Source organism: Pseudoalteromonas issachenkonii (assembly GCF_002310795.1).
Lineage (GTDB): Bacteria > Pseudomonadota > Gammaproteobacteria > Enterobacterales > Alteromonadaceae > Pseudoalteromonas > Pseudoalteromonas tetraodonis.
Window position 1 is genome coordinate 2,967,795 of sequence record NZ_CP011030.1, and the last position, 23,817, is coordinate 2,991,611.

The 23,817-nt window shown below is 41.3% G+C and carries 21 protein-coding genes; 13 read left to right on the forward strand and 8 right to left on the reverse strand.

The window, feature by feature from the left end:
- Positions 1–3: 3 nt before the first annotated feature.
- The 3 genes from secB to PISS_RS13770 are packed head-to-tail and all read right to left on the reverse strand — an operon-like array spanning position 4 to position 1,252.
- Positions 4–492 carry a protein-export chaperone SecB gene (secB, locus tag PISS_RS13760; protein ID WP_013465945.1) on the reverse strand — a complete coding sequence of 163 codons (489 nt, stop codon included), beginning with the start codon at positions 490–492 and terminating at the stop codon, positions 4–6.
- A gap of 38 nt (positions 493–530) precedes the next feature.
- Entirely contained in the window at positions 531–788 is a 258-nt protein-coding gene (gene grxC / locus PISS_RS13765; protein ID WP_058155281.1) for a glutaredoxin 3, read from the reverse strand.
- A 32-nt stretch (positions 789–820) separates the two neighbouring features.
- Positions 821–1,252 carry a rhodanese-like domain-containing protein gene (locus PISS_RS13770; RefSeq protein ID WP_013465947.1) on the reverse strand — a complete coding sequence of 144 codons (432 nt, stop codon included), beginning with the start codon at positions 1,250–1,252 and terminating at the stop codon, positions 821–823.
- A gap of 447 nt (positions 1,253–1,699) precedes the next feature.
- On the opposite strand from PISS_RS13770, the gene gpmM reads away from it, so the two are divergent.
- The 4 genes from gpmM to PISS_RS13790 all read left to right on the forward strand — a co-directional run bounded on the left by gpmM (position 1,700) and on the right by PISS_RS13790 (position 6,506).
- Positions 1,700–3,244: a 2,3-bisphosphoglycerate-independent phosphoglycerate mutase gene (gene gpmM, locus PISS_RS13775; protein WP_058155282.1), complete on the forward strand. Its 1,545-nt coding sequence runs from the start codon at positions 1,700–1,702 to the stop codon at positions 3,242–3,244.
- A gap of 3 nt (positions 3,245–3,247) precedes the next feature.
- Positions 3,248–4,387, forward strand: a complete 1,140-nt coding sequence (locus PISS_RS13780; RefSeq protein ID WP_058155283.1) for a murein hydrolase activator EnvC family protein — start codon at positions 3,248–3,250, stop codon at positions 4,385–4,387.
- A gap of 33 nt (positions 4,388–4,420) precedes the next feature.
- On the forward strand, positions 4,421–5,686 hold the full coding sequence (locus tag PISS_RS13785) for a S41 family peptidase (RefSeq protein ID WP_058155284.1): 1,266 nt from the start codon (positions 4,421–4,423) through the stop codon (positions 5,684–5,686).
- Between the two features lie 67 nt (positions 5,687–5,753).
- Positions 5,754–6,506, forward strand: a complete 753-nt coding sequence (locus PISS_RS13790) for a divergent polysaccharide deacetylase family protein (RefSeq protein ID WP_013465952.1) — start codon at positions 5,754–5,756, stop codon at positions 6,504–6,506.
- A gap of 58 nt (positions 6,507–6,564) precedes the next feature.
- Here the strand turns inward: PISS_RS13790 and PISS_RS13795 are convergent, their stop codons facing one another.
- The 5 genes from PISS_RS13795 to ftsY all read right to left on the reverse strand — a co-directional run bounded on the left by PISS_RS13795 (position 6,565) and on the right by ftsY (position 13,764).
- The gene (locus PISS_RS13795) at positions 6,565–8,436 is read right to left on the reverse strand and encodes a methyl-accepting chemotaxis protein (RefSeq protein WP_058155285.1); all 1,872 of its coding nucleotides are present in this window, start codon (positions 8,434–8,436) and stop codon (positions 6,565–6,567) included.
- 327 nt (positions 8,437–8,763) lie between these two features.
- A complete protein-coding gene (gene rpoH, locus PISS_RS13800; protein WP_013465954.1) occupies positions 8,764–9,627 on the reverse strand; it encodes an RNA polymerase sigma factor RpoH in 864 nt (287 codons plus the stop codon).
- Positions 9,628–9,869: 242 nt separating this feature from the next.
- Positions 9,870–10,856 (reverse strand): permease-like cell division protein FtsX, encoded by a 987-nt coding sequence (gene ftsX, locus PISS_RS13805; RefSeq protein ID WP_028835596.1) that lies wholly within the window; start codon positions 10,854–10,856, stop codon positions 9,870–9,872.
- The gene (gene ftsE / locus PISS_RS13810) at positions 10,853–11,530 is read right to left on the reverse strand and encodes a cell division ATP-binding protein FtsE (protein WP_013465956.1); all 678 of its coding nucleotides are present in this window, start codon (positions 11,528–11,530) and stop codon (positions 10,853–10,855) included. Before ftsE ends, ftsX begins: the two co-directional genes overlap by 4 nt.
- Positions 11,531–11,616: 86 nt before the next feature.
- Positions 11,617–13,764 (reverse strand): signal recognition particle-docking protein FtsY, encoded by a 2,148-nt coding sequence (ftsY, locus tag PISS_RS13815; RefSeq protein ID WP_096040839.1) that lies wholly within the window; start codon positions 13,762–13,764, stop codon positions 11,617–11,619.
- A 204-nt stretch (positions 13,765–13,968) separates the two neighbouring features.
- Between ftsY and rsmD the strand changes: the two genes are divergently transcribed.
- From rsmD to purH, 9 genes are all read left to right on the forward strand, one after another.
- Entirely contained in the window at positions 13,969–14,574 is a 606-nt protein-coding gene (gene rsmD, locus PISS_RS13820; protein WP_013465959.1) for a 16S rRNA (guanine(966)-N(2))-methyltransferase RsmD, read from the forward strand.
- A 145-nt stretch (positions 14,575–14,719) separates the two neighbouring features.
- Entirely contained in the window at positions 14,720–14,935 is a 216-nt protein-coding gene (gene rpsU / locus PISS_RS13825) for a 30S ribosomal protein S21 (RefSeq protein WP_002957797.1), read from the forward strand.
- Positions 14,936–14,954: 19 nt separating this feature from the next.
- Positions 14,955–15,401 carry a GatB/YqeY domain-containing protein gene (locus tag PISS_RS13830; protein WP_016899740.1) on the forward strand — a complete coding sequence of 149 codons (447 nt, stop codon included), beginning with the start codon at positions 14,955–14,957 and terminating at the stop codon, positions 15,399–15,401.
- A gap of 166 nt (positions 15,402–15,567) precedes the next feature.
- The gene (gene dnaG, locus PISS_RS13835; protein ID WP_058155287.1) at positions 15,568–17,319 is read left to right on the forward strand and encodes a DNA primase; all 1,752 of its coding nucleotides are present in this window, start codon (positions 15,568–15,570) and stop codon (positions 17,317–17,319) included.
- A gap of 124 nt (positions 17,320–17,443) precedes the next feature.
- A complete protein-coding gene (gene rpoD, locus PISS_RS13840) occupies positions 17,444–19,288 on the forward strand; it encodes an RNA polymerase sigma factor RpoD (protein WP_028835594.1) in 1,845 nt (614 codons plus the stop codon).
- 71 nt (positions 19,289–19,359) lie between these two features.
- Positions 19,360–20,241, forward strand: a complete 882-nt coding sequence (gene prmA, locus PISS_RS13845) for a 50S ribosomal protein L11 methyltransferase (protein ID WP_058155288.1) — start codon at positions 19,360–19,362, stop codon at positions 20,239–20,241.
- Positions 20,242–20,523: 282 nt separating this feature from the next.
- Complete coding sequence (dusB, locus tag PISS_RS13850; RefSeq protein WP_024601713.1) at positions 20,524–21,495, forward strand: tRNA dihydrouridine synthase DusB; 972 nt, start codon at positions 20,524–20,526, stop codon at positions 21,493–21,495.
- Positions 21,496–21,514: 19 nt separating this feature from the next.
- A complete protein-coding gene (gene fis / locus PISS_RS13855) occupies positions 21,515–21,805 on the forward strand; it encodes a DNA-binding transcriptional regulator Fis (protein ID WP_002957804.1) in 291 nt (96 codons plus the stop codon).
- Positions 21,806–22,137: 332 nt separating this feature from the next.
- Entirely contained in the window at positions 22,138–23,724 is a 1,587-nt protein-coding gene (purH, locus tag PISS_RS13860; protein ID WP_058155289.1) for a bifunctional phosphoribosylaminoimidazolecarboxamide formyltransferase/IMP cyclohydrolase, read from the forward strand.
- Positions 23,725–23,817: the final 93 nt, after the last annotated feature.

The following is a 23,817-nucleotide window of genomic DNA, read 5'->3' on the forward strand; positions in this document are numbered from 1 at the left end:
AAATTAAGCGTCTGCTGTAGCCTGCTCAGCTTGCGCTGTGCGTTGCTGCATGTACTGTGCAAATAATGCGTCAAAGTTAACTGGCGCAAGATTAAGTTGTGGGAACGTACCACGATTTACTAAGTTAGATACCGCTTCACGTGCATACGGGAATAACACGTTAGGGCAAAATGCACCTAGCATGTGCGCTAATTGCATTTCTTCAACGTCAGCAATCGTAAAGATACCTGCTTGTTGAATTTCACATAAAAACGCAGTTTCTTCACCGATAGATGCCGTTACAGTTAGTGCAAGCACTACTTCGTAAACACCTTCATCAAGTTTGTTAGAGCGTGTATCTAAATCTAATTTTACTTCTGGAGCCCACTCTTTTTGAAAAATAGCTGGCGAATTTGGCGTTTCAAACGATACATCTTTAGTGTAAATACGTTGGATAGTAAACTGTGCACCTGCATCAGCTTCTGCTGCTGCGTTTTGATTTTGTTCGTTCATTGTTATTCCTAACCTGTTATTTATTATAATTAATTAAATTAAGCACTGAGCTTAGCATCAAGGTGACCTTGTGCTTCTAGTGCCATCATGTCGTCACAGCCACCGATGTGTTCATCGTTGATAAAAATTTGTGGAACCGTGCTTGCGCCACCGGCTTTGGCGATCATTTCATCGCGAAGCTCTGGCTGAACGCCAATATCAATATTTGTGTATTTTACACCTTTGCTGTCTAACAGCGCTAATGCGCGATGACAAAAAAGACAATATCCTTTGGTGTATAAAACAACGTTACTCATAATTAATCCTTAATCGGTTTAGCTAAGAGATATTAGCGACCGCTTGTTGTTGGCAGACTTGCTGATTGCCACGCACCCATACCGCCAGATAAAACATAAACCTGTTCATAGCCTGCTTTATGCATTGCGGTTGCAACACCTGAAGCAGTCATGCCTGCAGCACATACCACTATAATGGGTTTGCTCTTATACTTTTCAAGGGTCGAGAAATCAGATTCTTTAGCTTTTTCTGGGTTTAAGTGCACAGCACCGGCAATATGGCCGGTTTTAAACTCTTTTTGCCCACGCATATCAACAACCTGGCCGTCTTCGCGGTTAATAAGTAACGTTAACTGCTGAGGATTGATTTGACGAATTGCTGAAAATTTACTTTTTATTGCGCCACTAATAATAAGAAACGCAATCGCAACCCAAGCTAGGCTTAGAATTGGATGGTTTGAGACAAATTCAATATATTGATCCATTCGACTTCCACTATAAAGTTACATACTAAAACGGATGTTTTAGATATTTTAAATTCTTACCAATTGCACTTGCACAATGAGCAGTCACTCATCAGCAAATCAATAGAGCGCTGTTAGGCTACTCTGAATTTTCACCTACAAGATAGGCTTAACTTACCCCACAACCCTATTCAATACTTGAATAAAATAGAGATTAGCCGCGCAAGTATACCCAAATCAGCTAAAAATGCGAGTTTAAGCACACTTGAAAGCCACAATGCCCTGCTCTTTTTAACTGAAAAATAACCTAGCCCTTTAAAGTTTTCAATTTAGCCAATCCTAATTGAAAATTTTTAATATCTTCTTTTCATTGCTGATCCTAGCTATAAAACGCGGTATGCTAAGACTTGGCATGTTGGCATTAATGTTAGCGTGTATTTTAGCAACGCTAATTTTTCAGGAGTGACTATGACAGAGCATAAAAAACCACTGGTATTAATGATTTTAGATGGCTGGGGATACAGAGAAGATGAGCAAAGCAATGCTATTTTAGCTGCTAACACCCCTGTATTAGATGAGCTTTGGGCCACACGTCCTCATACATTAATTTCAGCATCGGGTTTAGATGTCGGCCTTCCTGATGGCCAAATGGGTAATTCTGAGGTGGGCCATGTTAATTTAGGCGCAGGCCGTATTGTGTATCAAGATTTTACCCGTATCACCAAAGCCATTGATGATGGCGAATTTGATACAACCCCTGCACTTGTTGAAAACATTGATAAAGCCGTTCATGCCAACAAAGCTGTACACATTATGGGGCTGTTAAGTCCAGGTGGCGTGCATAGCCACGAAGATCATATTGTTGCCAGTATACAACTGGCTGCAAAACGCGGCGCTAAAGAGGTGTACTTTCATGCCTTTTTAGATGGACGCGACACACCACCGCGTAGTGCTAAAGCGTCTATTGAGCGTATTGAAGCCTTATTTAGCGAACTTAAATGTGGTCGTTTAGCCTCACTAATTGGCCGTTACTATGCTATGGACAGAGACAACCGCTGGAATCGTGTTGAAAAAGCCTATAATTTAATCACCTTAGGTGAAGGCGATTTTGATTATGAAGAAGGCGTAAGTGCACTAAATGCCGCTTATGAGCGCGATGAAAATGACGAATTTGTAGCAGCCAGCACGATCACTCCTAAAGGCAGCGAATCTGTAAAAGTAAATGATGGCGACACCATTATATTTGCAAACTTTAGAGCAGACCGCGCACGCGAAATAACCCGCGCCTTTGTAGAGCCTGGCTTTGACGGCTTTAATAAGAAAAAATCGCCTAAGCTTAGCGGCTTTGTGATGATGACTGAATACGCAGCCGATATAGATGCGCCTGTTGCTTTTGGCCCCACGCCGCTTAATAACGTACTTGGCGAATGGTTTGAAAAACAAGGTAAAACTCAACTGCGTATTTCTGAAACTGAAAAATATGCTCATGTTACCTTTTTCTTCAGTGGTGGACGAGAAGATGAGTTTGACGGCGAAACCCGTGAACTTATTCCATCACCTCAGGTTGCAACATATGATTTGCAGCCAGAAATGAACTCAAAAATGCTTACCGATAAGCTAGTAGAAGCAATAAAAAGTGGAAAATACGATGCCATTATTTGTAACTACCCTAATGGCGACATGGTCGGTCATTCAGGTGTATTTGAGGCTGCAGTTAAAGCCTGTGAGGCAGTAGATAACTGTATTGGCCGTGTAGTGGATGCATTGAAAGAATATGGCGGCGAAGCACTTATTACCGCCGATCATGGCAATGCAGAGCAAATGGCAAACCTTAAAACAGGCCAAGCGCACACAGCACATACCAGTGAGCCCGTGCCGTTTATTTATGTAGGTCGCGATGCACAAGCTTATTCAGGCAAAGCCTTGAGCGATGTTGCCCCAACCATGCTGCATTTAATGGGGTTAGAGCAACCTGCAGAAATGACAGGGTCGCCAATTATGGTGTTGAAATAACCTATGAAAAAAAGCGCATACCGCGTCATTGCGTGTATTTGTGTACTGCATTCATTAGTCACTGGCGTTGCCGTGGCTAATGAAGATCGTACTAAAAAAGACCTATCCCAAGTTCAAGTGGCTTTAGAGCAAAGCCAAGCTGAATATCAACAACAGCAAAAAGAAATAGCTAAACAGCAGCAAAAGCTAAAAGCACATGAACTCGCTATAGCGAAAAACGCTAAAGCACTCAATATGGCTGAGCAATCCGTTAAAAAAACACAACAACAGCAAGCAGAGCAACAACAACGCGCGGTAAAGCTTGAAAAACAACAAGCCCAATTTCAGCGTGTGTTAGCAGCACAGTTAAAAAGTGCTTATATGGCAGGTAGTGATGACTATTCAAAAATGCTGCTTAACCAAGAAGATACCGCTAAATTTGAACGTACGCTTAGCTATTACAACTACTTAAATAAAGCCCGCATAAAGCAGCTTGATGAACTTAAAGCGCTGCAAATAGAAATTGCGAAAAACCAAGCTGAGCTTGAAAAAACAAAAGAAAAGTTAGTTGCTTTATTTGATGAACAAAAAAGGCGACAAGCAGCGCTTCTTGACGCTAAAAATGAGCGCCAAGCCAGCCTAAAAAATCTAAAAAAGCAGTTAAATAAAACAAAAAATTCAATTAGTTACTTAGAAGAGAACGAACAAACGCTGATCGCAACTATTAAAGAACTTGAAGAAGAAAAAACCACAAAAATTGAGCTATTGGGCCTAAATAAAAATAAAGGAAGATTAAGCTGGCCGAGTAAAGGCAAACTAACGCACAAGTTTGGCCAACGTAAGCACGGCGGAATTAACTGGAAAGGCGTGTTAATTTCTGCTGCAGAGGGCACTTCAGTAAATAGCATTCATAACGGTCAGGTGGTATTTGCAGATTGGTTAAAAGGTTACGGCTGGGTGATTGTTGTGGACCACGGAGAAGGCTTTATGAGCTTATACGGGCATGCACAAACCTTACTCAAAGATGTGGGTGATATGGTCAGAGAGGGTGAAAGCGTTGCTTTAGTTGGGCAAAGCGGTGGACAAGCCGATTCTGGTCTATACTTTGAAATACGCCACAAAGGGCGTGCTGTTAATCCCATAAAATGGTGCAGACGTATTTAATCTTAAAATAACTGCATCCTAGTAGAGGCAGTTATGATAAACACACACATTTGCCAAAAAAAAGTATCGCAAACAAAACCAATGTTTTGGTTTTGTTTGCAGTTATTTTTTTTATTGGCACTTTTTGGCTTTATAAATAATGCTCATGCCAGTTCGGTCAAAGATTTAGAAAGCCAAAAAATAAATGAAATACTGTTTAATATCCATACCTACTACGTTGATGATTTGGCACTGCATAACAGTGAATACATTGAATACAACACCTCTCAATTTGAACGCTTATACTCTAAACTCGATCCCTACTCTAAATATTTAGATAAAAATGAGCTAAATGCGTTATTTGATAATACCAATGGTCGCTATACTGGCTTAGGCATTGAGGTCAAAAATATTGAGCAGCGCACCACGATTGTTAAAGTAATTAATAATTCGCCTGCTAAACAAGTCGGCCTGCGAGCTGGCGATATTATTACAGCAGTTAATAATCAGCAGATTAAAAATAGTCCTATTGATATAGTCGCGCAGCAAATTAAAGACAGCCCCAACAATAAAGTACAACTAAGTATTATCCGAAATAACAATCTAACACCGCTCATATTTAACCTCAGCAGAAAACAAATAAAACTGGCCAGTGTAACTAAGCAACTACTTGATGCTGGTAGCGGTTATATTGCTATAAATACCTTTTCAAATCACACCTTGCATGAAGTTGCCTTACAAATAGCCGCTATGCAAAACCATTACGGCCACGCATTAAAAGGCTTAATTATTGATTTACGAGACAACCCTGGCGGGACTTTAAAAAGCGCGGTTGCTGTGGCAGATCTCTTTTTACAAGATGGTCTAATAGTAACAACCAAAGGACGTTTTTATGATTCTAATCAGTCGTTTTACGCTAAACGCGGCGATATTTTAAAAGGCGCACCTATTGTCGTACTGATTAACGAAAACTCAGCCTCTGCAGCAGAAATACTGGCTGCAGCACTAAAAGAAAATATGCGTGCAAAAATAGTGGGGAGTCAGTCATTTGGCAAAGGGTCGGTACAATCACTCATTCCATTAGGCGATGGTGATACCGCCTTAAAACTAACTACCGCACGCTACTTTACGCCATCAGGTGAATCGATTGAAGGTATTGGCGTGACCCCGAATGTGGCGATTAATCAAACAACGCTTCCACAAACAAATAAAGCCGTTATAATAAAAAATGAACAATTAGAACAAAACACCGTTTTTAGCACTGAAGATTTAGCCGATATCCAGTTAACTAAGGCAAAACAGCTACTCAACATGCACTAAATTCGGTAAATTATTTTAAACACGACAAAGATAATAAAAATTATAAAACGTGAAAACTATAAATTTAATGGTGTTAGCTGGGCTGTTTTTAGCCTTATTTGCAACATCGAGTGCTGTTAAAGCCAAGCAAATAGCCATAGTGATCGATGACATAGGTTATCATCAACGTGATTTAGAATTCCTGAGTTTACCTGGGCAGTTGTCCTATTCAATATTGCCCCACACCCCCTATTCTCAAATATTTGCAACCCTTGCTAGTCAGTCAAATAAAGAGCTCCTGTTGCATGTTCCTATGCAGGCTTTAAATGGTAAAAAACTCGGGCCTGGTGCGCTCACTTTAAATATGGATAAAGCACAACTTCAACAAACGCTCGGGAATGCGCTGGCCAGTTTACCGCAAGTTAAAGGAGTTAATAACCATATGGGCTCTGCGCTGACTCAACAAAGCCAAGCAATGAAATGGACCATGGAAGTACTCAAAAAACGCCAGCTGTATTTTCTTGATAGCCGTACAACTGAATTAAGCCAAGCTCAGAATGCAGCCAACTTTTTGGGAGTGGAAAATATTAGTCGACATGTATTTTTAGACAATATAACGACCACAGAGCAACTACAATTAAGATTAGAAGAGCTAAAATCAAAAGCAACTAAGTATCAGTTTGCCATTGCAATAGCGCATCCCTACCCCGAAACCATCGATTTTTTACGCCACGCTTTGCCGCAATTAAGTGAGCAAGGATTTGAACTTGTGCCAGTATCGCAACTGGTCGAACGTAAATATGTACAAATAGCTCAGCAAGAAGCTATTTCATTAAACTGATGGGGTAAGTAAACCCCCTAACCCATCAGTTAATTTAACTCACTTATGCGCATTATATTTATAAAATAAATGTTGCTACTTTGGCATTTAAATCTGTAGCTCTGTCTTTTAATACTTCAGCTTGGCTTAAATGCGCAGTGGCTGAGGTAGTAATTTCATCGGTTACATCTTTAATGGCGACCGTATTTCTAGTAATTTCATTAGTCACTTGCGTTTGCTCTTCTGCTGCAACCGCTATTTGACCCGCCATATCAGAAATTTCATTCACTGCTAAGGTGATTTCCTCTAGTGCATGAGCTGCTGCATTAACATCATCCACACTATTGTTAGCATACCCCTTACTGCTGTCCATCAAGCTCACTGCTTTTTTGGTCGTATTTTGTAAGGTTTCTATGGTGGTGTAAATTTCTGCTGTGGAGTTTTGCGTTCTTCTTGATAGTACACGCACCTCATCGGCAACCACTGCAAAGCCACGCCCTTGTTCACCAGCACGGGCAGCCTCTATTGCGGCATTGAGTGCTAAGAGATTTGTTTGCTCAGCAATTTCTTGAATGGTAGTCAAAATACTCGATATAGCCTGAGCATGTAAGCTTAGTTCGCCAATGACGGTGGTTGTTTGGTCTATTTCACCCGCAAGTGAATTAATCGTATTTCTGGTTTTATCAACTAACAGCTTACCTTCACGGCTACTTTGCGCTGACTGCTGTGATGCCGTCGCGGTATTTTCGGCATTAGCAGCAATCTCATGGGTTGCACTCGCCATTTCTGTGACCGCAGTGGCAACCATCGCCACTTCTTGCTGCTGACGCTGCAACTCACTGACACTGTTTTGATTGGTGATTAAGCTTTTCTCTGCATCAAAATCTAAATCAGTAGCTAACTGGCGAATATGGCTTATAAGCTCATGCTGGCTGCTTACAAAGCGATTAAAACTATCAGCCAGTACCCCAACTTCATCTTGTGTATCAACACTAATACGCTGGGTCAAATCACCGTTACCATCAGCAATTGTTGATAACGCTTGTGATACTCGGCTTAACGGCGCAAGTAACACACTTAATAACCATGAAATAGCCAACACGCTCAACAAAAGTGCCACACTGACTAATACGAGTTGAGTTACTAATAAACTAATTAGCGGTGCCTCTAAGGTTTCTTTATCCAGTACAAATAGCAACTGCCAATCGGTATTATTTATATTTTCACCCCAAACAAGCTTCTCTCGGCCTTCATCTTTAAAATAAAGGGGAGTAAATTCACCGTTTTGACTATTAGATAAAATGAATTGGTGATTTATTTTCGAGTCAATATGCGTAATATCTGCCATTACTTTTTTAGTGTCTTTATAGGCAATCACAGTGCCATCTTGATGCATCATGATGGCATAGCCATTTGCCGGTAAAGACATAGTATTAACATCATTAACCAAAGACTCAATCGATAAATCACCCGCTACCACGCCACTTTGTGTGGTTTTAGCAATAGAAACAACCAACTGATTAAACGCAGTATCTAAATAAGGTTTGGTAATTACGGTGCCATTTTTCAGCTGTGCTTGTTTATACCATGGACGAGTGCGCGGGTCGTAGCCGGTTCGATCAATACTTGGATCAGAGTCAGTCATTTTCCCGATACTATCTCCAAAGTAAGTTAATTGAAAACCACCAGACACTTGAGCTTGCTGTAATGAGCTGAGCGTATTGCCCTCAACCTTACTCGCAACTGACTCTACGATCTGCTGACGACTAGCTAGCCAATCTTCAATACTCGCAGCTTGTTGCTTACCAGACTGACTTACATTATCAATACTGCTTTTTAACAGTAACGCTTTTTGAGAGGTGTAGCTATTCCACGATAGCAATACAATAATAACGGCTAGGGCAAGAACCACCGATAGCAAGATCTTTTTCTTTAGTGAATATGAGTTCATATTGAGTGTAAATACTCGCGTTAAATGAAATTGAAAGGCAATAAGCACAGCAATTAATAATTTAATTTAGGCTACGGTTTGAACGACAAGTCGCTCAGGTGCGCGAATATTTTCATATACCCAAATTAAAAACAAACTAAAATCATGTATTTAAATTAAAACCAAACTTATTCATTAACTTTAACTAGGGTATATTTAATTAAAAGATATACAGATGTGACTAGAGGTAAGCAAAATAAGAAAAACGATACTTTTTGTTAACCTCTTTTTTTAACTAAAAAAAAGCCCCGCATTTTCATGCAGGGCTTTATAACTTTTTAAGTGCGATTAACTCATCGCACTTTGTAATTTTTTCATTGCTGTTTTTTCCAGCTGGCGAACACGCTCTGCTGATACGCTGTATTTTTCAGCCAACTCTTGCAGTGTTGCTTTATCATCTGACAACCAGCGTGCGCTAACGATATCTTGAGAACGCTCATCGAGGGTTTTCAAAGCGCTAAATAATCGCGTATGCGACTGCTCTTGCCATTGTTGCTGCTCAATATCATCGGCTAAGTCAGCAGAACCATCGGTTAAGTATTGTACCGGTGAGTAAGTACTGGTTGGCGCATCGTCGTTATCGTCGCCCGTTAAGTCAAAGCCCATGTCTTGACCGCTCATACGCGATTCCATTTCACGCACTTCTTTTTCACTCACACCTAGCTCGCTCGCTACTGTGCTAACTTCGGCTTGATTAAACCAGCCTAAACGTTTTTTGTTTTTACGAAGATTAAAAAACAGTTTACGTTGCGCTTTGGTTGTCGCAACTTTTACGATACGCCAGTTTTTAAGCACAAACTCATGAATTTCGGCTTTGATCCAATGAACCGCAAATGAAACCAAACGTACACCCACTGATGGGTCAAAACGTTTTACTGCCTTCATCAGTCCAATGTTACCCTCTTGAATTAAATCAGCTTGGGGTAACCCGTAACCCGAGTAGCTTTTAGCTATGTGCGCTACAAAGCGCAAATGCGACATAATGAGTTGCTTTGCAGCACTAAGATCGCCTTCTTCCTGAAGTTTTTTTGCAAGTTCCTGCTCTTGCTCAACTTTAAGCATAGGAATAGTACTAACAGCTTGAAGATAGCCATCCATACTTGCGCTTTGTTGCCCAACTGTAAGTGCCATTGCGTATAAATCTTTACTCATTTTTCACCTCGGTGATAAACATTTGAAACCATCTTAGCACTCTTTTAGCAAGAGTGCTAACTTGAATTTAAAACTTTTTTGAATCATAAATCAAGTGGTTTTTTTAGTGTTAAGTCAGTCTACACTAGGCGACTGAATAACCTATGAATTGGTTTAGCCAAAGCAAAGATTAATCTTTTTGCTTTGGCTTTTTTATAATTTTAAACTTAAAACATGACAGTTTTAAGAATTATATTAGGGCCCTAAACCTTATCGGGTTCTATTTCTGAGATGTAACGGTTAACCGATAAGTAAGAACCAATAAAGCCTAAGCTAGTGGCCAACAATACCAACGCGCCAAATTCATTAAGGCTAAGCCCTATTAGCGTAAAGCTGGTTTGATATACCCCTGCAACACTGCTTACCGCAGCAGATAGCCACCACATCATTAATGCTACGCAAATAAAAGCAAACAACCCGCCAATCACGCCATACCAAATGCCAGTCCATAAAAAGGGGGCATGAATAAAGGTATTAGTTGCCCCTACGAGCTTCATTACCTGTATTTCTTCTTTTTTATCCATAATAGATAAACGAATTGTGTTGCCTATAATAAGCGTCACTGAGGTAAGTAATAATAGCGCAATCGTAATTACACTTTCTTTTAACAAACTGAGTAATGCATTTAAACGTTCAAGCCAAGCAATATCAAGCTTACCAAAATCAACTTCGCGTTCACCTTCAAGTTTTTTAAGCAATAGCTTAGCCGCATTAGGTTGGCTATGTCGCTGGGTTGGTGTAACTAAAACCACATTCGGTAATGGGTTACTATCTAGGTATTCTAAAGCTTGACCAAACCCAGACATTTCTTTGAATTCATCCAAAGCCTCAGTGCGAGAAATAAAAGTCACACTTTGTATTTCAGGATATAGCGCTAAGCGTTTAACTAAAGTTTGTGTTTCTTGCTCGCTCATATCCTCTTTTACAAACAAGGATATTTCGCTGGCTTGCTCAAAACCACTGCTCACTTGCTGCACATTTTTAACCACTAAGTATAACGTTGCGGGCAAGGTTAAACTCAAACCCAGAACAGCAATAGTCATCATAGAGGCTAATGGCGTGCGCCACATTTCTCCTAGGCTGTACACACCTTGGCGAAAAATATTAATAATGAAAAAGTAACCGCCAGAGAATACGGATTTTTTTTGTTTATCATTACTATTTTGACGGCTTTTGAACAGTAAACTCATAATACACCCTCAGCCAGTGGATCTTGGCTCATCCGCCCATCATGAAGCGTTAAGCTACGATACTTCATTCGTGATACTAACCCCAAGTCATGGGTGGCAATTAAAACCGTGGTGCCATGCTTATTAAAATCTTCGAACAGGCGTAATATTTCCATCGATAACTCAGGATCAAGGTTACCGGTAGGTTCATCAGCTAATAGTATAGGAGGAGAATTAACAATGGCTCGTGCAATCCCTACACGTTGCTGCTCACCGCCAGAGAGTGTGGAGGGATGACAGCGTACTTTATCTAACAAGCCCACTTTATCGAGCGCGCCATGCACACGCTTGGCAATTTGCTTGTGGTGAGTCCCTTCAATAATTAAGGGCAAAGCAACGTTATCGAACACCGTGTATCGTTCTAATAGACGATGATTTTGAAAAATAATACCAATGTCGCGGCGTGCATACGGAATTTGTCGTGAATTTAACTTATTCAAATCCACGCCATTGATAAACACATTACCCGCAGAGGGGCGTTCCATCAAGCTAATAAGCTTTAAAAGTGTACTTTTACCGGCACCACTGTGGCCCGTTAAAAAAGCCAGTTCGCCTGGTTTTATATGAAAACTCACTTTTTCAAGCGCGCGATGCCCACCGGCATAGGTTTTACTTACTTGCTGAAAATTTATCATTTTTTTATTATGCCAACCTCATTAAACGTCCTAACGCAATTGGTATTCCTTGCAATTAAAAAGGGAGCAGGCTCCCTTTTGGTAAATTAAACGTCGTCCTCATCTTGGCTAAATAGCGCGTCAATAAAGTCATCGCTCTTGAAGGTGCGTAAATCATCAATACTTTCACCTACACCAATGTAACGAATAGGAATATTAAACTTATCAGCAACGGCAAAAATAACCCCGCCTTTAGCGGTGCCATCAAGCTTTGATAGTGTGATACCTGTTAAACCTACACATTGGTTAAATAAGTTTACTTGGCTAATAGCATTTTGGCCTGTGCCAGCATCAATTGTCAGCATCACTTCATGCGGTGCATCTGGGTCTACTTTTTTCATCACACGGGCTATTTTTTCAAGCTCTTGCATTAAGTTATCTTTATTTTGCAAGCGCCCTGCTGTATCGGCAATTAACACGTCAACATTACGCGCTTTAGCGGCTTGAAAGGCATCAAATACCACTGAGGCGCTATCAGCACCAGTGTGCTGAGCTATAACAGGAATACTATTACGCTCACCCCAAACTTGAAGCTGCTCTACTGCTGCGGCTCTAAATGTATCACCGGCAGCAAGCATTACCGATTTACCTTGGTTTTGAAATTGTTTCGCCATTTTACCAATGGTGGTGGTTTTACCTACGCCGTTTACACCTACCATAAGGATAACGAAAGGTTTTTTGTCTGCTGGTATTTCTAAAGGCTGCTCTGCTGTTTTCAGCATAGTTGCCATTTCTTGCTTCATTAATTCATAAAGCGCATCACCATCTTTAAGCTGCTTGCGATCAGCGGCGTCGGTCAGGCTATCGATTAGCTTCATGGTGGTATCAACACCAAGATCGGCAGTGAGTAACTGAGTCTCTAATTCTTCAAATAACTCATCGTCAATTTTTTTACCGCTGAAAATTGAGGCAAAGCCAGAACCAATATTAACGCGTGTTTTCAGTAAGCCTTTTTTGAGGCGAGAGAAAAAACCTTCTTTTTTAGGTTTTTCCGCTTTTATAGCTTCTTCCTTTGCAAGCTCTGCGGTCAGTCGCTCTTGTTCTAAACGCTCGTTCTCAGCTTGTTCTGCTGCAATGCGCTGTTGTTCTAAACGCTCATTCTCAGCTTGCTCTGCTGCAATGCGCTGTTGTTCTAAACGCTCATTCTCAGCTTGCTCTGCTGCAATGCGCTGTTGTTCTAAACGCTCATTCTCAGCTTGCTCTGCTGCAATGCGCTGTTGTTCTAAACGCTCATTCTCAGCTTGCTCTGCTGCAATGCGCTGTTGTTCTAAACGCTCATTCTCAGCTTGCTCTGCTGCAATGCGCTGTTGTTCTAAACGCTCATTCTCAGCTTGCTCTGCTGCAATGCGCTGTTGTTCTAAACGCTCATTCTCAGCTTGCTCTGCTGCAATGCGCTGTTGTTCTAAACGCTCATTCTCAGCTTGCTCTGCTGCAATGCGCTGTTGTTCTAAACGCTCATTCTCAGCTTGCTCTGCTGCAATGCGCTGTTGTTCTAAACGCTCATTCTCAGCTTGCTCTGCTGCAATGCGCTGTTGTTCTAAACGCTCATTCTCAGCTTGCTCTGCTGCAATGCGCTGTTGTTCTAAACGCTCGTTCTCAGCTTGCTCTGCTGCAATACGCTGTTGTTCTAAACGCTCGTTCTCAGCTTGTTCTGCTGCAATACGCTGTTGTTCTAAACGCTCGTTCTCAGCTTTTTCTGCTGCAATGCGCTCTTGCTCTAACTGCATTTGCGCTTCTTGTTCTGCTAAACGTTTGGCTTGCTCTTGTCTTTGCTGCTCTGCATCTGCCTGCTGTTTAGCTAATAGCTCTGCGTTAGCGTGTTCAATCGCTTGTTTTTCTTCTGCCGCTGCGCGCTGTGCTTGCGCCTGTTTCTCTTGCTCTAAACGCTCGGCCTCTGCTTCAACTTGTAAACGCTCTACCGCAGCTTGCTCTGCAGCTAAACGTTCTTGCTCAGCTTTTTCAGCTTGCTCTTGTGCTAAACGATCTTGTTCAGCTGCAATTCGTGCTTGTTCTATACGCTCGGCTTCTGCTTCAGCTTGTAAGCGCTCTGCCTCAGCTTGCTCTGCGGCTAAACGCTCTTGTTCGGCTTTTTCTGCCTGCTCTTTTGCGAATGCTTGTTGTTTATCAGCTTCTGCTTGTTTTTTATCTGACTTGCCAAAACCGAGCCACGACATGAATTTACTTTTTTTTGCCATACTTGCTAATAACCACTTATAAAAATCTGATAAACTAACGATAATGATAGCGTGCTTTTAAGTCTAAATAATTGCTTTTAGCAACACGTTATCCTCGAGGGTGCATAATAGTAACACTTTTAGCGCAGTTGAAAAATGACACGCCGTGATATGATTGCAATATTATCTGAGCTAGATCATAGATACCAATTTTTAGTGAGTTAAATGAGAAAAAAAACCACACAAAATAACACCACTCATAAATCAGCTGATGGGGTTATTAGAATCATTAGCGGCCAATTTCGCGGTCGAAAACTGCCAGTAAAAGATGTTCAAGGTCTGCGTCCTACAACCGACCGAATTAAAGAAACGGTGTTTAATTGGTTGATGCACGATACCCGCGATGCGCACACTCTCGATTGCTTTGCCGGTTCCGGTGGATTGGGATTTGAAGCATTGTCGCGTTTTGCAAAACACACCACATTCATAGAGCTTGATTCACAAGCAGCAAAACAATTAGAGCAAAACATTGCGACGCTTGATGCACAAAACGCGCAAGTCGTTAATACCAATACACTGACGTTTTTAGAGAGAAAAAACACCAGTGACACATTTAATTTGGTTTTTATTGACCCGCCATTTCGCAAAAATTTAGCTCAATCATGCTGTGATTTATTGGAAAATAATCAATGGCTCGACCCCGAAGCATTGATATATGTTGAGGTAGAAACTGAGCTAACCTCGTTTAAAGCACCAAATAACTGGTTGTTAATTAAAGAGAAAAAGGCAGGTCAGGTTTTTTGTAGACTGTACCAACGCCATATAAATTAACACTGTTTTAGCTGCTGTGTTTCTGTTAATATTATCCTTTACATGTGGTGTTGCTTCGGATTACAATACCGCACCATTTTTGAACCACTTGATCAATGTTTGATCAACTTGAGCAACGCTCATAATTTAGGTAGGTGAATTTTTAATGCCAGTAATTAAAGTAAGAGAGAACGAACCGTTTGACGTAGCACTTCGTCGCTTCAAGCGTTCATGTGAAAAAGCAGGTATCCTTTCAGAAGTTCGTCGTCGCGAGCACTATGAAAAACCAACAGCTGAGCGTAAGCGTAAAAAAGCAGCTGCTGTTAAACGTCACATGAAAAAACTTTCTCGTGATAACGCTCGTCGCGTTAAATTATACTAATATATTAGGTCTTGTATAAATGAGCCTTTTAATAACGCTAAAAGATGCGCAAAAAGATGCGATGAGAGCCAAAGACAAACAACGTCTTAACCCTATTCGTATGGTACTTGCTGCAATCAAGCAACGTGAAATTGACGAGCAAATAACACTAGACGACGCAGGTATTACCTCCGTTATAGTGAAGCTTGTTAAACAACGTCGCGACTCTTACACTCAGTACAAAGATGCTGGGCGTGATGATTTAGCTGATATTGAAGCCAATGAAATTACAGCACTTGAAGCTTTTTTACCTCAACAATTGAGTGAAGAAGAAATTATTGCTCTCATTGACGCGGCTATTGCTGATACTAACGCAGCAGGTATGCAAGACATGGGTAAAGTAATGGGTATAATCAAAAGCAAAGCCGAAGGTCGTGCCGATATGGGCAAAATCTCAGGTTTAATTAAGCAACGATTAACTGCCTAATACCCCCACATACATTTAGTATGATTGAAGTAAACCGAGCCTTGAGCTCGGTTTCTTCGTTTAGATATTTAGTACTTCAAAAAATTATGCATTTGTGTTCAAATCTTTGCGTATTATAATTCGTTTTCATCACTTTTCTATTTATCTTAGGGCTGTACTTTAAACAATGGCTGGAAAGATCCCACGCAACTTTATCGATGATTTATTGGCACGAACCGATATTGTCGACCTGATTGACTCAAAGGTAGGGTTGAAAAAAGCGGGCAAAGACTATCAAGCTTGCTGTCCTTTTCATAATGAGAAGTCGCCTTCATTTACCGTATCGCAAGATAAACAGTTTTATCATTGCTTTGGCTGTGGCGCTAACGGCAATGCTATTTCTTTTGTAATGGAGTATGACAAACTCGAGTTTGTTGATGCAATTGAGGAACTAGCCAGTTTACTTAACCTTGATGTTCCTCGCGAACAAGGGAGCAGTAATGGACCAGAGCGCACAGCGGCACAAAAACGTTCAGACTATGATCTAATGCTGCATGCAGCACGCTTTTATCAACATCAGTTAAAACATCACAGTAACTCTGAAGCGGTAATCGATTACGTTAAAGGTCGCGGCTTAAGCGGTGCAACCGTTAAAAAGTTTATGATAGGTTATGCGCCCAGCGAATGGGAAGGGCTCTGCCAACAACTTGGGCGAAACCAAGAACAAAAAGAACAATTAGTTGAGCTTAAACTCGCATCTGAGAAAACCCCAGGCAAACAGTTCGACTTTTTCCGTGATCGCTTAATGTTTCCAATTCGTGATAAACGCGGCCGCGTTATTGCTTTTGGTGGGCGAGTAATGCAAGCCGATCAAGGGCCTAAATATTTAAACTCTCCGGAGACGCGCATATTTCATAAGGGCTTTGAACTCTATGGGCTTTATGAAGCTAAACAAGCACACAAGAAGCTTGACCATGTACTGATTGTTGAAGGCTACATGGACGTAGTAGCGCTGGCAGAACAAGGTATTGAATATGCCGTAGCAGCCCTTGGTACAGCGACAACCAGCGAGCACATGCACACTTTATTTAGAACCACAGATAAAGTTATTTGTTGTTACGATGGTGACCGTGCAGGTAAAGATGCTGCGTGGCGCGCACTCGAAAATGCGTTGCCTTACTTAAACGATGGCAAAGCACTGCATTTTGTATTTTTACCCGATGGTGAAGACCCTGATTCACTCGTACAACAAGAAGGTAAAGCAGCTTTTGAGCAACGCCTTGAAAACGCAGATGACTTCACTAAAGTGCTGTTTAATAAACTAAGTAAAGAGATTGATTTAACACTAGATTCCGGTAAGGCTAAGTTACTCAGTGCGGCACTGCCCCTGATTGAAAAGATCCCAAGTGAGTTTTACCAAGAAAATATCCTAGAGCAACTTGGGCGATTGATTGGCCGCACCCGTGAGCAACTCAATAATCACTTAAAAACGCCAAAACAGCAGCAAGCAATTGAACGAAAATTTAAAATTACACCCATGCGCCAAGCAATAGGGATTTTAATTCAGCACCCTAACTTGGCTAAAAGTGTGCCCTATTTACCCGATTTAGCTCAAATGAATATTGCGGGTATTGGCTTATTATTGCGACTACAACATCAAGCATTACAAAAAGATGGCATTACCACCGCACAAATTCTTGAATCATTTCGGGACACCGATGACTACGAGCCATTAACTAAGTTAGCGACATGGCAACATCAAATAAATGAAGAGCGTTTAGAGACTGTTTTCCAAAATACTTTCAAATTTATTGAAGATCAGTGTTTAAATTATCGACTAGAGACCCTATTAATAAAAGACAAGACACAGGGCCTAAATAGCGACGAACGACTAGAATGTCATTTACTAATGACAGCGTTAAAAGCAACGAACAGCTAGTCAGATTTGATTTAGGCTGTTATACTGTGCTATTCACTGCGTCACATTATTCTGGTTAGCCTTTGAGCAAACTCCATGATGGCGCCTGTTGTATCAACTTATCAGAGTGGAAGAAACAATCTCTATGGATCCAACTCCTCAGTCACAATTAAAACTTCTGATTCAAAAAGGTAAAGAGCAAGGTTACTTAACTTTTGCAGAAGTTAATGATCACCTTCCACAAGATATTATCGACTCAGATCAAGTAGAAGATATCATTAGCATGATTAATGACATGGGTATCAAGGTTAGCGAAAACGCGCCTGATGCCGATGAATTAATGATGCAAGAAACCACGACAGACGAAGACGCAGCGGAAGCTGCCGCTGCAGCCCTTGCTACTGTAGAAAAAGAAATTGGCCGTACAACTGACCCTGTTCGCATGTATATGCGTGAAATGGGTACTGTTGAACTTCTTACCCGTGAAGGCGAAATTGTTATCGCTAAGCGTATTGAAGAAGGCATTAACCAAGTTCAAATTTCGGTTGCTGAATACCCAGAAGCGATCACTTACCTACTTGAACAGTGGGATAAGTTTGAAGCAGAAGAGATGCGTCTTAGCGATATTATCTCTGGCTTTTTCGATCCTGATGCAGAAGAAGCACCACCTATTGCTGCCACCAACATTGGTTCTGAATTAAGTGAAAAACAACTTGATGACAGCGACGATGATGACGATGACAGCGATGATGAAGACGAAGAAGAAGTAGATACAGGTCCAGATCCTGAAGAAGCGCGCATCCATTTCGAAAATTTACGTGATTTATACACCAAAGCACGTGAAACATTCGATAAGAAAGGTCGCTCTCATCCAGAGTCTCAAGCCGCTATTTTAGAAATCGGTGAGCTGTTCAGAACCTTTAAACTCGTGCCTAAACAGTTTGATCGCATGGTTAATAACATGCGTGAAATGATGGACAGAGTTCGCGTTCAAGAACGTCTTATCATGAAGCATGCAGTTCAAGTTTCAAAGCTGCCAAAGAAAACCTTTGTTAAGCATTTTGCAAACAACGAAACTGACACAGCATGGCTTGATATTGAAATTGCAGCAAACGAAAAGCATTCAGCTAAACTTGAAGAAGTGAAGCCTGAAATACTTCGCTGTATTAGCAAACTTACTTCAATGGAAGAAAGCACAGGCTTAAGCATTGAACGTATTAAAGATATAAACCGTCGCATGAGTATTGGTGAAGCGAAAGCGCGCCGTGCTAAAAAAGAGATGGTAGAAGCAAACTTACGTCTTGTAATTTCAATCGCTAAAAAATACACCAACCGTGGTTTACAGTTCTTAGATTTAATCCAAGAAGGTAACATTGGTCTGATGAAAGCGGTTGATAAGTTTGAATACCGTCGTGGTTATAAGTTTTCAACTTATGCTACGTGGTGGATCCGTCAAGCAATTACGCGCTCTATTGCTGACCAAGCAAGAACCATCCGTATTCCAGTACATATGATTGAAACGATCAATAAATTGAACCGTATTTCACGTCAAATGTTACAAGAAATGGGTCGTGAGCCAAATCCAGAAGAATTAGCTGAACGCATGATGATGCCTGAGGATAAAATCCGTAAGGTACTTAAGATTGCAAAAGAGCCAATTTCAATGGAAACACCTATTGGTGATGATGAAGATTCGCACTTAGGTGACTTCATCGAAGATACCACTATTGATTCGCCAATCGATTCGGCAACAATGGAGTCTCTTCGTGGCGCAACTAACGACGTGCTCGCTGGCTTAACAGCCCGTGAAGCGAAAGTACTACGTATGCGTTTTGGTATTGATATGAATACCGACCACACGTTAGAAGAAGTAGGTAAACAGTTTGACGTGACACGTGAACGTATTCGTCAAATTGAGGCGAAGGCACTGCGTAAATTACGTCACCCTTCTCGCTCTGATTTACTGAAAAGCTTTTTAGACGCTAAATAATCTAGCGTTACATTATAAGTTAATTTAAAAGGCCGCTGTAGCGGCCTTTTTTCTATTTCAAGGAAATAAACATGGCTTGGATCCAAATCCGTATCAATGCCAATGCTGCAACCGCTGATGCAGTAAGTGACCTATTAATGGAAGCAGGCAGTGCTTCTGTTACTTTTATTGATGCTAAAGACACGCCTATCTATGAGCCTAAAATTGGCACTGTTGTATTTTGGGCTGACACCACAGTAATTGGCTTGTTCGAAGCTAATCACGATATGAACGCAGTGGTTGCGTTATTAAAACGCCATGATGAGCTAAAAGACAATTTAGTTTACAAAATTGAGCAACTCGAAGATAAAGACTGGGAACGTGAGTGGATGGATAATTTTCACCCTATTCAATTTGGCGAAAAACTCTGGATTTGTCCTAGCTGGCGCGACATTCCAGACCCAGACGCAGTCAATGTACTACTTGATCCAGGTCTTGCTTTTGGTACTGGCACACACGCCACCACGGCACTGTGTTTAAAATGGTTAGAAAGCCAAGACTTAACTGGTAAAACCGTGGTCGATTTTGGCTGTGGCTCAGGCATATTAGGCATTGCAGCAATAAAATTGGGTGCTGAGCGCATGATTGGGATAGACATTGACCCACAAGCGCTGGAAGCAAGCCTAGATAACGCTAATCGCAATGGTGTTGCTGACAAGCTTGAAGTGTACCTGCCAGAAAATCAACCTGAGTTTACTGCTGACATTGTAGTAGCAAATATTTTAGCGCAACCACTGCGTGAGCTTCATAGTGTTATTTTAGGATTATTAAAGCCAGGCGGTAAAATTGCGATGTCGGGAATTTTAGAAGAACAAGCACAATCGGTTGCTGACATATACACGCCCTTTATTGAGCTTGATGAAATTGCCATTGAAGGCGATTGGACCCGAGTAAGTGGCACTAAAAAAGCGTAATAGTGCGTTATTAAAAAATTTAGAGTATTAACTCAAAAGTCTTATCTAAAGCCTGTATTTAACAGGCTTTACTATTTTTTTACATAATAAAAAATAAAGATTTTTTATTATAAAAGTAACAGCCGTTCAAAATTCACACAAATAAAGCGCTTCGTCATACGGTTATCAAATGTCAATACGAAAAGAGCAAAAAAAAGTCACTTTTGTTCAATTTATAGCCTTTGATTTTTGCGTAAAAAGCCGTAAACTTAGCGCCCCTTGAAAAGAGGCCTATTGAATATCGTGCGTATCGGTTCATACCAACTTGAGAATAATGTCATTGTCGCGCCTATGGCGGGCATAACGGACAGACCATTTAGACAGCTATGTCGTCGTTTAGGCGCTGGCCTTGCTGTGTCTGAAATGCTGTCGTCTAATCCGAAGGTTTGGAAAACCGAAAAGTCGATGAACCGAATGGATCATTCTGGTGAGTCGGGTATACGTGCGGTGCAAATTGCAGGAGCAGACCCTGAGCTTATGGCACAGGCCGCACAATTCAATGTTGCAAACGGTGCACAGATCATAGATATCAATATGGGGTGCCCAGCAAAAAAAGTGAACAAGAAACTTGCAGGCTCAGCCTTATTACAGTTTCCAGAACTCGTGGAAGAGATTATTGATGCCGTAGTAAACGCGGTTGATATACCTGTGACACTTAAAATCCGTACCGGATGGGATCAGGACAACCGTAATGGTGTAGAGATTGCAAGAATAGCTGAACGTTATGGCATTGCATCACTGGCTGTACATGGGCGCACGCGCGCATGTATGTATAAAGGTGATGCTGAGTACGCCACAATTAGGGATATAAAACGTTCAGTGTCGATACCTGTCGTTGCTAATGGTGATATTACATCACCTGAAAAAGCAAAGCAGGTTTTGGACTATACGGGTGCAGATGCCATTATGATTGGTCGAGCCGCCCAAGGTCGCCCTTGGATATTTAGGGAGATAGACCACTATTTGCGAACTGGTGAACATATGCAGCCACCTGCTATAGCAGAGGTGCGCAGTATTTTAATGGAGCATTTAACCAACCTCCATGTGTTTTACGGTGAGCCAATGGGAGCACGAATCGCTCGCAAACATGTATCTTGGTATTTGCAAACCCATGACAGTGACGGTCAGTTTAGGCGAGTATTTAATGCGCTCGACAATTCAGAGGCACAGGTCGTCGCATTAGAGCAATACTTTAAAACACTAGCAGCTAACTAAGAAAGAAAGAGACTTTATAATGTTCGAACAAAACGTGACTTCTCCATTTATCACTAACCCTCATGTTCAGTCACACGAGAAACCGCAGCCATTGCGTGATGCAGTGAAAAAAGCTGTTCACCACTACTTAAAGCAGCTTAACGGTCAAGATGTGCAAGACGTTTACGACCTTGTTCTTTCTGAGCTAGAAGCGCCATTGCTTGAAGAAGTAATGACTTACACACGTGGCAATCAAACTCGTGCGGCAATTTTACTAGGTATCAACCGTGGTACTTTACGTAAAAAGCTTAAAAAATACGGTATGAACTAATACCAGCTATATTGAAACCGTAATCATTCTAACGAGCTAAATAAGCCCCTAACTGCGTTAAAAATTTTTTATGTAGAATAACTACACAGCAAAATTTTTGCCTTGTTATTGACTTATTTCTTTGTCGTTATAATTGCTTACTAATCCAATACAGCTGGTATAAAGTATTTTGAGTAAAAAGCACCTTAGGGTGCTTTTTTTATTTGTAAAATTTATTAACGAAATTGCAAAATGCTCACGCTTTATGGGTCGTTATAAGTCGTTTTTTGAGTCGTAATCAGTTAAAATACGCGCTTCTAAGCTAGCTCATTAACTGAGGAAATCAAACTACAATGGATACACATCGTCCTATACGTCGCGCACTTTTGAGTGTGTCAGACAAAACCGGTATTGTTGAATTTGCCCGTGCACTAGAAGCACAAGGTGTTGAAATACTTTCAACTGGCGGCACGTGTAAACTACTTGCTGACAATGCAATTAAAGTAACTGAAGTATCAGATCACACCGGTCACCCTGAGATCATGGATGGTCGCGTAAAAACCCTACATCCAAAAATTCATGGCGGCATTCTTGCTCGTCGTGGCCAAGATGAAGACGTAATGGCAGATAACAATATCTCTGCTATCGACATCGTTGTAGTTAACTTATACCCCTTTGCGAATACTGTCGCTCAAGAAAACTGCAGCCTTGAAGATGCTATTGAAAACATCGATATTGGTGGCCCAACGATGGTACGTGCGGCAGCTAAAAATCACAAAGATGTGACGATCGTTGTTAACGCAAGCGACTACGACCGTGTTATTAGCGAAATGCAAAATAACAACGGCTCAACAACCTACAAAACACGCTTTGACTTAGCTATTGCAGCGTATGAGCATACAGCGCAGTACGATGGCATGATTGCTAACTACTTCGGTAAAATGGTTCCTGATTACACAGAAGAAGCCGCTATCGATACTAAGTTCCCGCGTACTATTAATATGCAATTCACTAAAAAGCAAGATATGCGCTACGGTGAAAATTCGCATCAAGATGCCGCGTTTTATGTTGAGAACGACATCACTGAAGCGTCAGTGGCAACAGCCACTCAACTGCAAGGTAAAGCATTATCGTTTAACAATATTGCCGACACCGATGCTGCACTTGAGTGTGTAAAAGAATTTGATGTACCTGCGTGTGTTATTGTAAAACACGCTAACCCATGTGGTGTTTCAATTGGTGATAATATCTTAGAAGCGTACGAGCGCGCCTTTAAAACAGACCCAACGTCAGCATTTGGCGGCATTATTGCTTTTAACCAAGAACTTGATGCTAAGACTGCACAAGCGATTGTTGAACGTCAATTTGTTGAAGTTATTATTGCACCAAGCGTAAGCCCTGAAGCGGCTCAAATAGTCTCGGCTAAACAAAACGTGCGTTTATTAGAGTGTGGTGAATTCTCAGCTAAAGGCACAGGTCACGACATTAAGCGTGTAAATGGCGGTGTACTTATTCAAGACCGTGATTTAGGCATGGTAACGCAAGGCGACTTAACGGTTGTGTCTAAGCGCCAACCTTCTGAGCAAGAGCTTAAAGATTTATTATTCTGCTGGAAAGTGGCTAAATTTGTTAAATCAAACGCCATTGTTTATGCCCGCGACGGTATGACTATAGGTGTAGGTGCGGGCCAAATGAGCCGCGTTTACTCAGCTAAAATTGCCGGTATTAAAGCCGCTGATGAAAGCCTTGAAGTAAAAGGCTCAGTGATGGCATCAGATGCATTCTTCCCATTCCGCGATGGTATTGATGCAGCTGCAGAGGCTGGCATTACTGCTGTTATCCAACCAGGTGGTTCAATGCGCGATGAAGAAGTGATTGCGGCCGCTGACGAAGCTGGAATGGCAATGGTGTTTACCGGTATGCGCCACTTCCGTCATTAATCGCATAAAGAGCTAACGGGTTCAGTTAGCTCTTTTTGTTTGCACCAAATTCACGTATTCTGCTTATTCTATAACCATGACTAACAATTATAA

Coding starts and splice junctions, on each gene's coding strand:
- secB (WP_013465945.1), bottom strand. CDS start 492: ATGAACGAACAAAATCAAAACGCAGCAGCAGAAGCTGATGCAGGTGCA.
- grxC (WP_058155281.1), bottom strand. CDS start 788: ATGAGTAACGTTGTTTTATACACCAAAGGATATTGTCTTTTTTGTCAT.
- PISS_RS13770 (WP_013465947.1), bottom strand. CDS start 1,252: ATGGATCAATATATTGAATTTGTCTCAAACCATCCAATTCTAAGCCTA.
- gpmM (WP_058155282.1), top strand. CDS start 1,700: ATGACAGAGCATAAAAAACCACTGGTATTAATGATTTTAGATGGCTGG.
- PISS_RS13780 (WP_058155283.1), top strand. CDS start 3,248: ATGAAAAAAAGCGCATACCGCGTCATTGCGTGTATTTGTGTACTGCAT.
- PISS_RS13785 (WP_058155284.1), top strand. CDS start 4,421: ATGATAAACACACACATTTGCCAAAAAAAAGTATCGCAAACAAAACCA.
- PISS_RS13790 (WP_013465952.1), top strand. CDS start 5,754: ATGGTGTTAGCTGGGCTGTTTTTAGCCTTATTTGCAACATCGAGTGCT.
- PISS_RS13795 (WP_058155285.1), bottom strand. CDS start 8,436: ATGAACTCATATTCACTAAAGAAAAAGATCTTGCTATCGGTGGTTCTT.
- rpoH (WP_013465954.1), bottom strand. CDS start 9,627: ATGAGTAAAGATTTATACGCAATGGCACTTACAGTTGGGCAACAAAGC.
- ftsX (WP_028835596.1), bottom strand. CDS start 10,856: ATGAGTTTACTGTTCAAAAGCCGTCAAAATAGTAATGATAAACAAAAA.
- ftsE (WP_013465956.1), bottom strand. CDS start 11,530: ATGATAAATTTTCAGCAAGTAAGTAAAACCTATGCCGGTGGGCATCGC.
- ftsY (WP_096040839.1), bottom strand. CDS start 13,764: ATGGCAAAAAAAAGTAAATTCATGTCGTGGCTCGGTTTTGGCAAGTCA.
- rsmD (WP_013465959.1), top strand. CDS start 13,969: ATGAGAAAAAAAACCACACAAAATAACACCACTCATAAATCAGCTGAT.
- rpsU (WP_002957797.1), top strand. CDS start 14,720: ATGCCAGTAATTAAAGTAAGAGAGAACGAACCGTTTGACGTAGCACTT.
- PISS_RS13830 (WP_016899740.1), top strand. CDS start 14,955: ATGAGCCTTTTAATAACGCTAAAAGATGCGCAAAAAGATGCGATGAGA.
- dnaG (WP_058155287.1), top strand. CDS start 15,568: ATGGCTGGAAAGATCCCACGCAACTTTATCGATGATTTATTGGCACGA.
- rpoD (WP_028835594.1), top strand. CDS start 17,444: ATGGATCCAACTCCTCAGTCACAATTAAAACTTCTGATTCAAAAAGGT.
- prmA (WP_058155288.1), top strand. CDS start 19,360: ATGGCTTGGATCCAAATCCGTATCAATGCCAATGCTGCAACCGCTGAT.
- fis (WP_002957804.1), top strand. CDS start 21,515: ATGTTCGAACAAAACGTGACTTCTCCATTTATCACTAACCCTCATGTT.
- purH (WP_058155289.1), top strand. CDS start 22,138: ATGGATACACATCGTCCTATACGTCGCGCACTTTTGAGTGTGTCAGAC.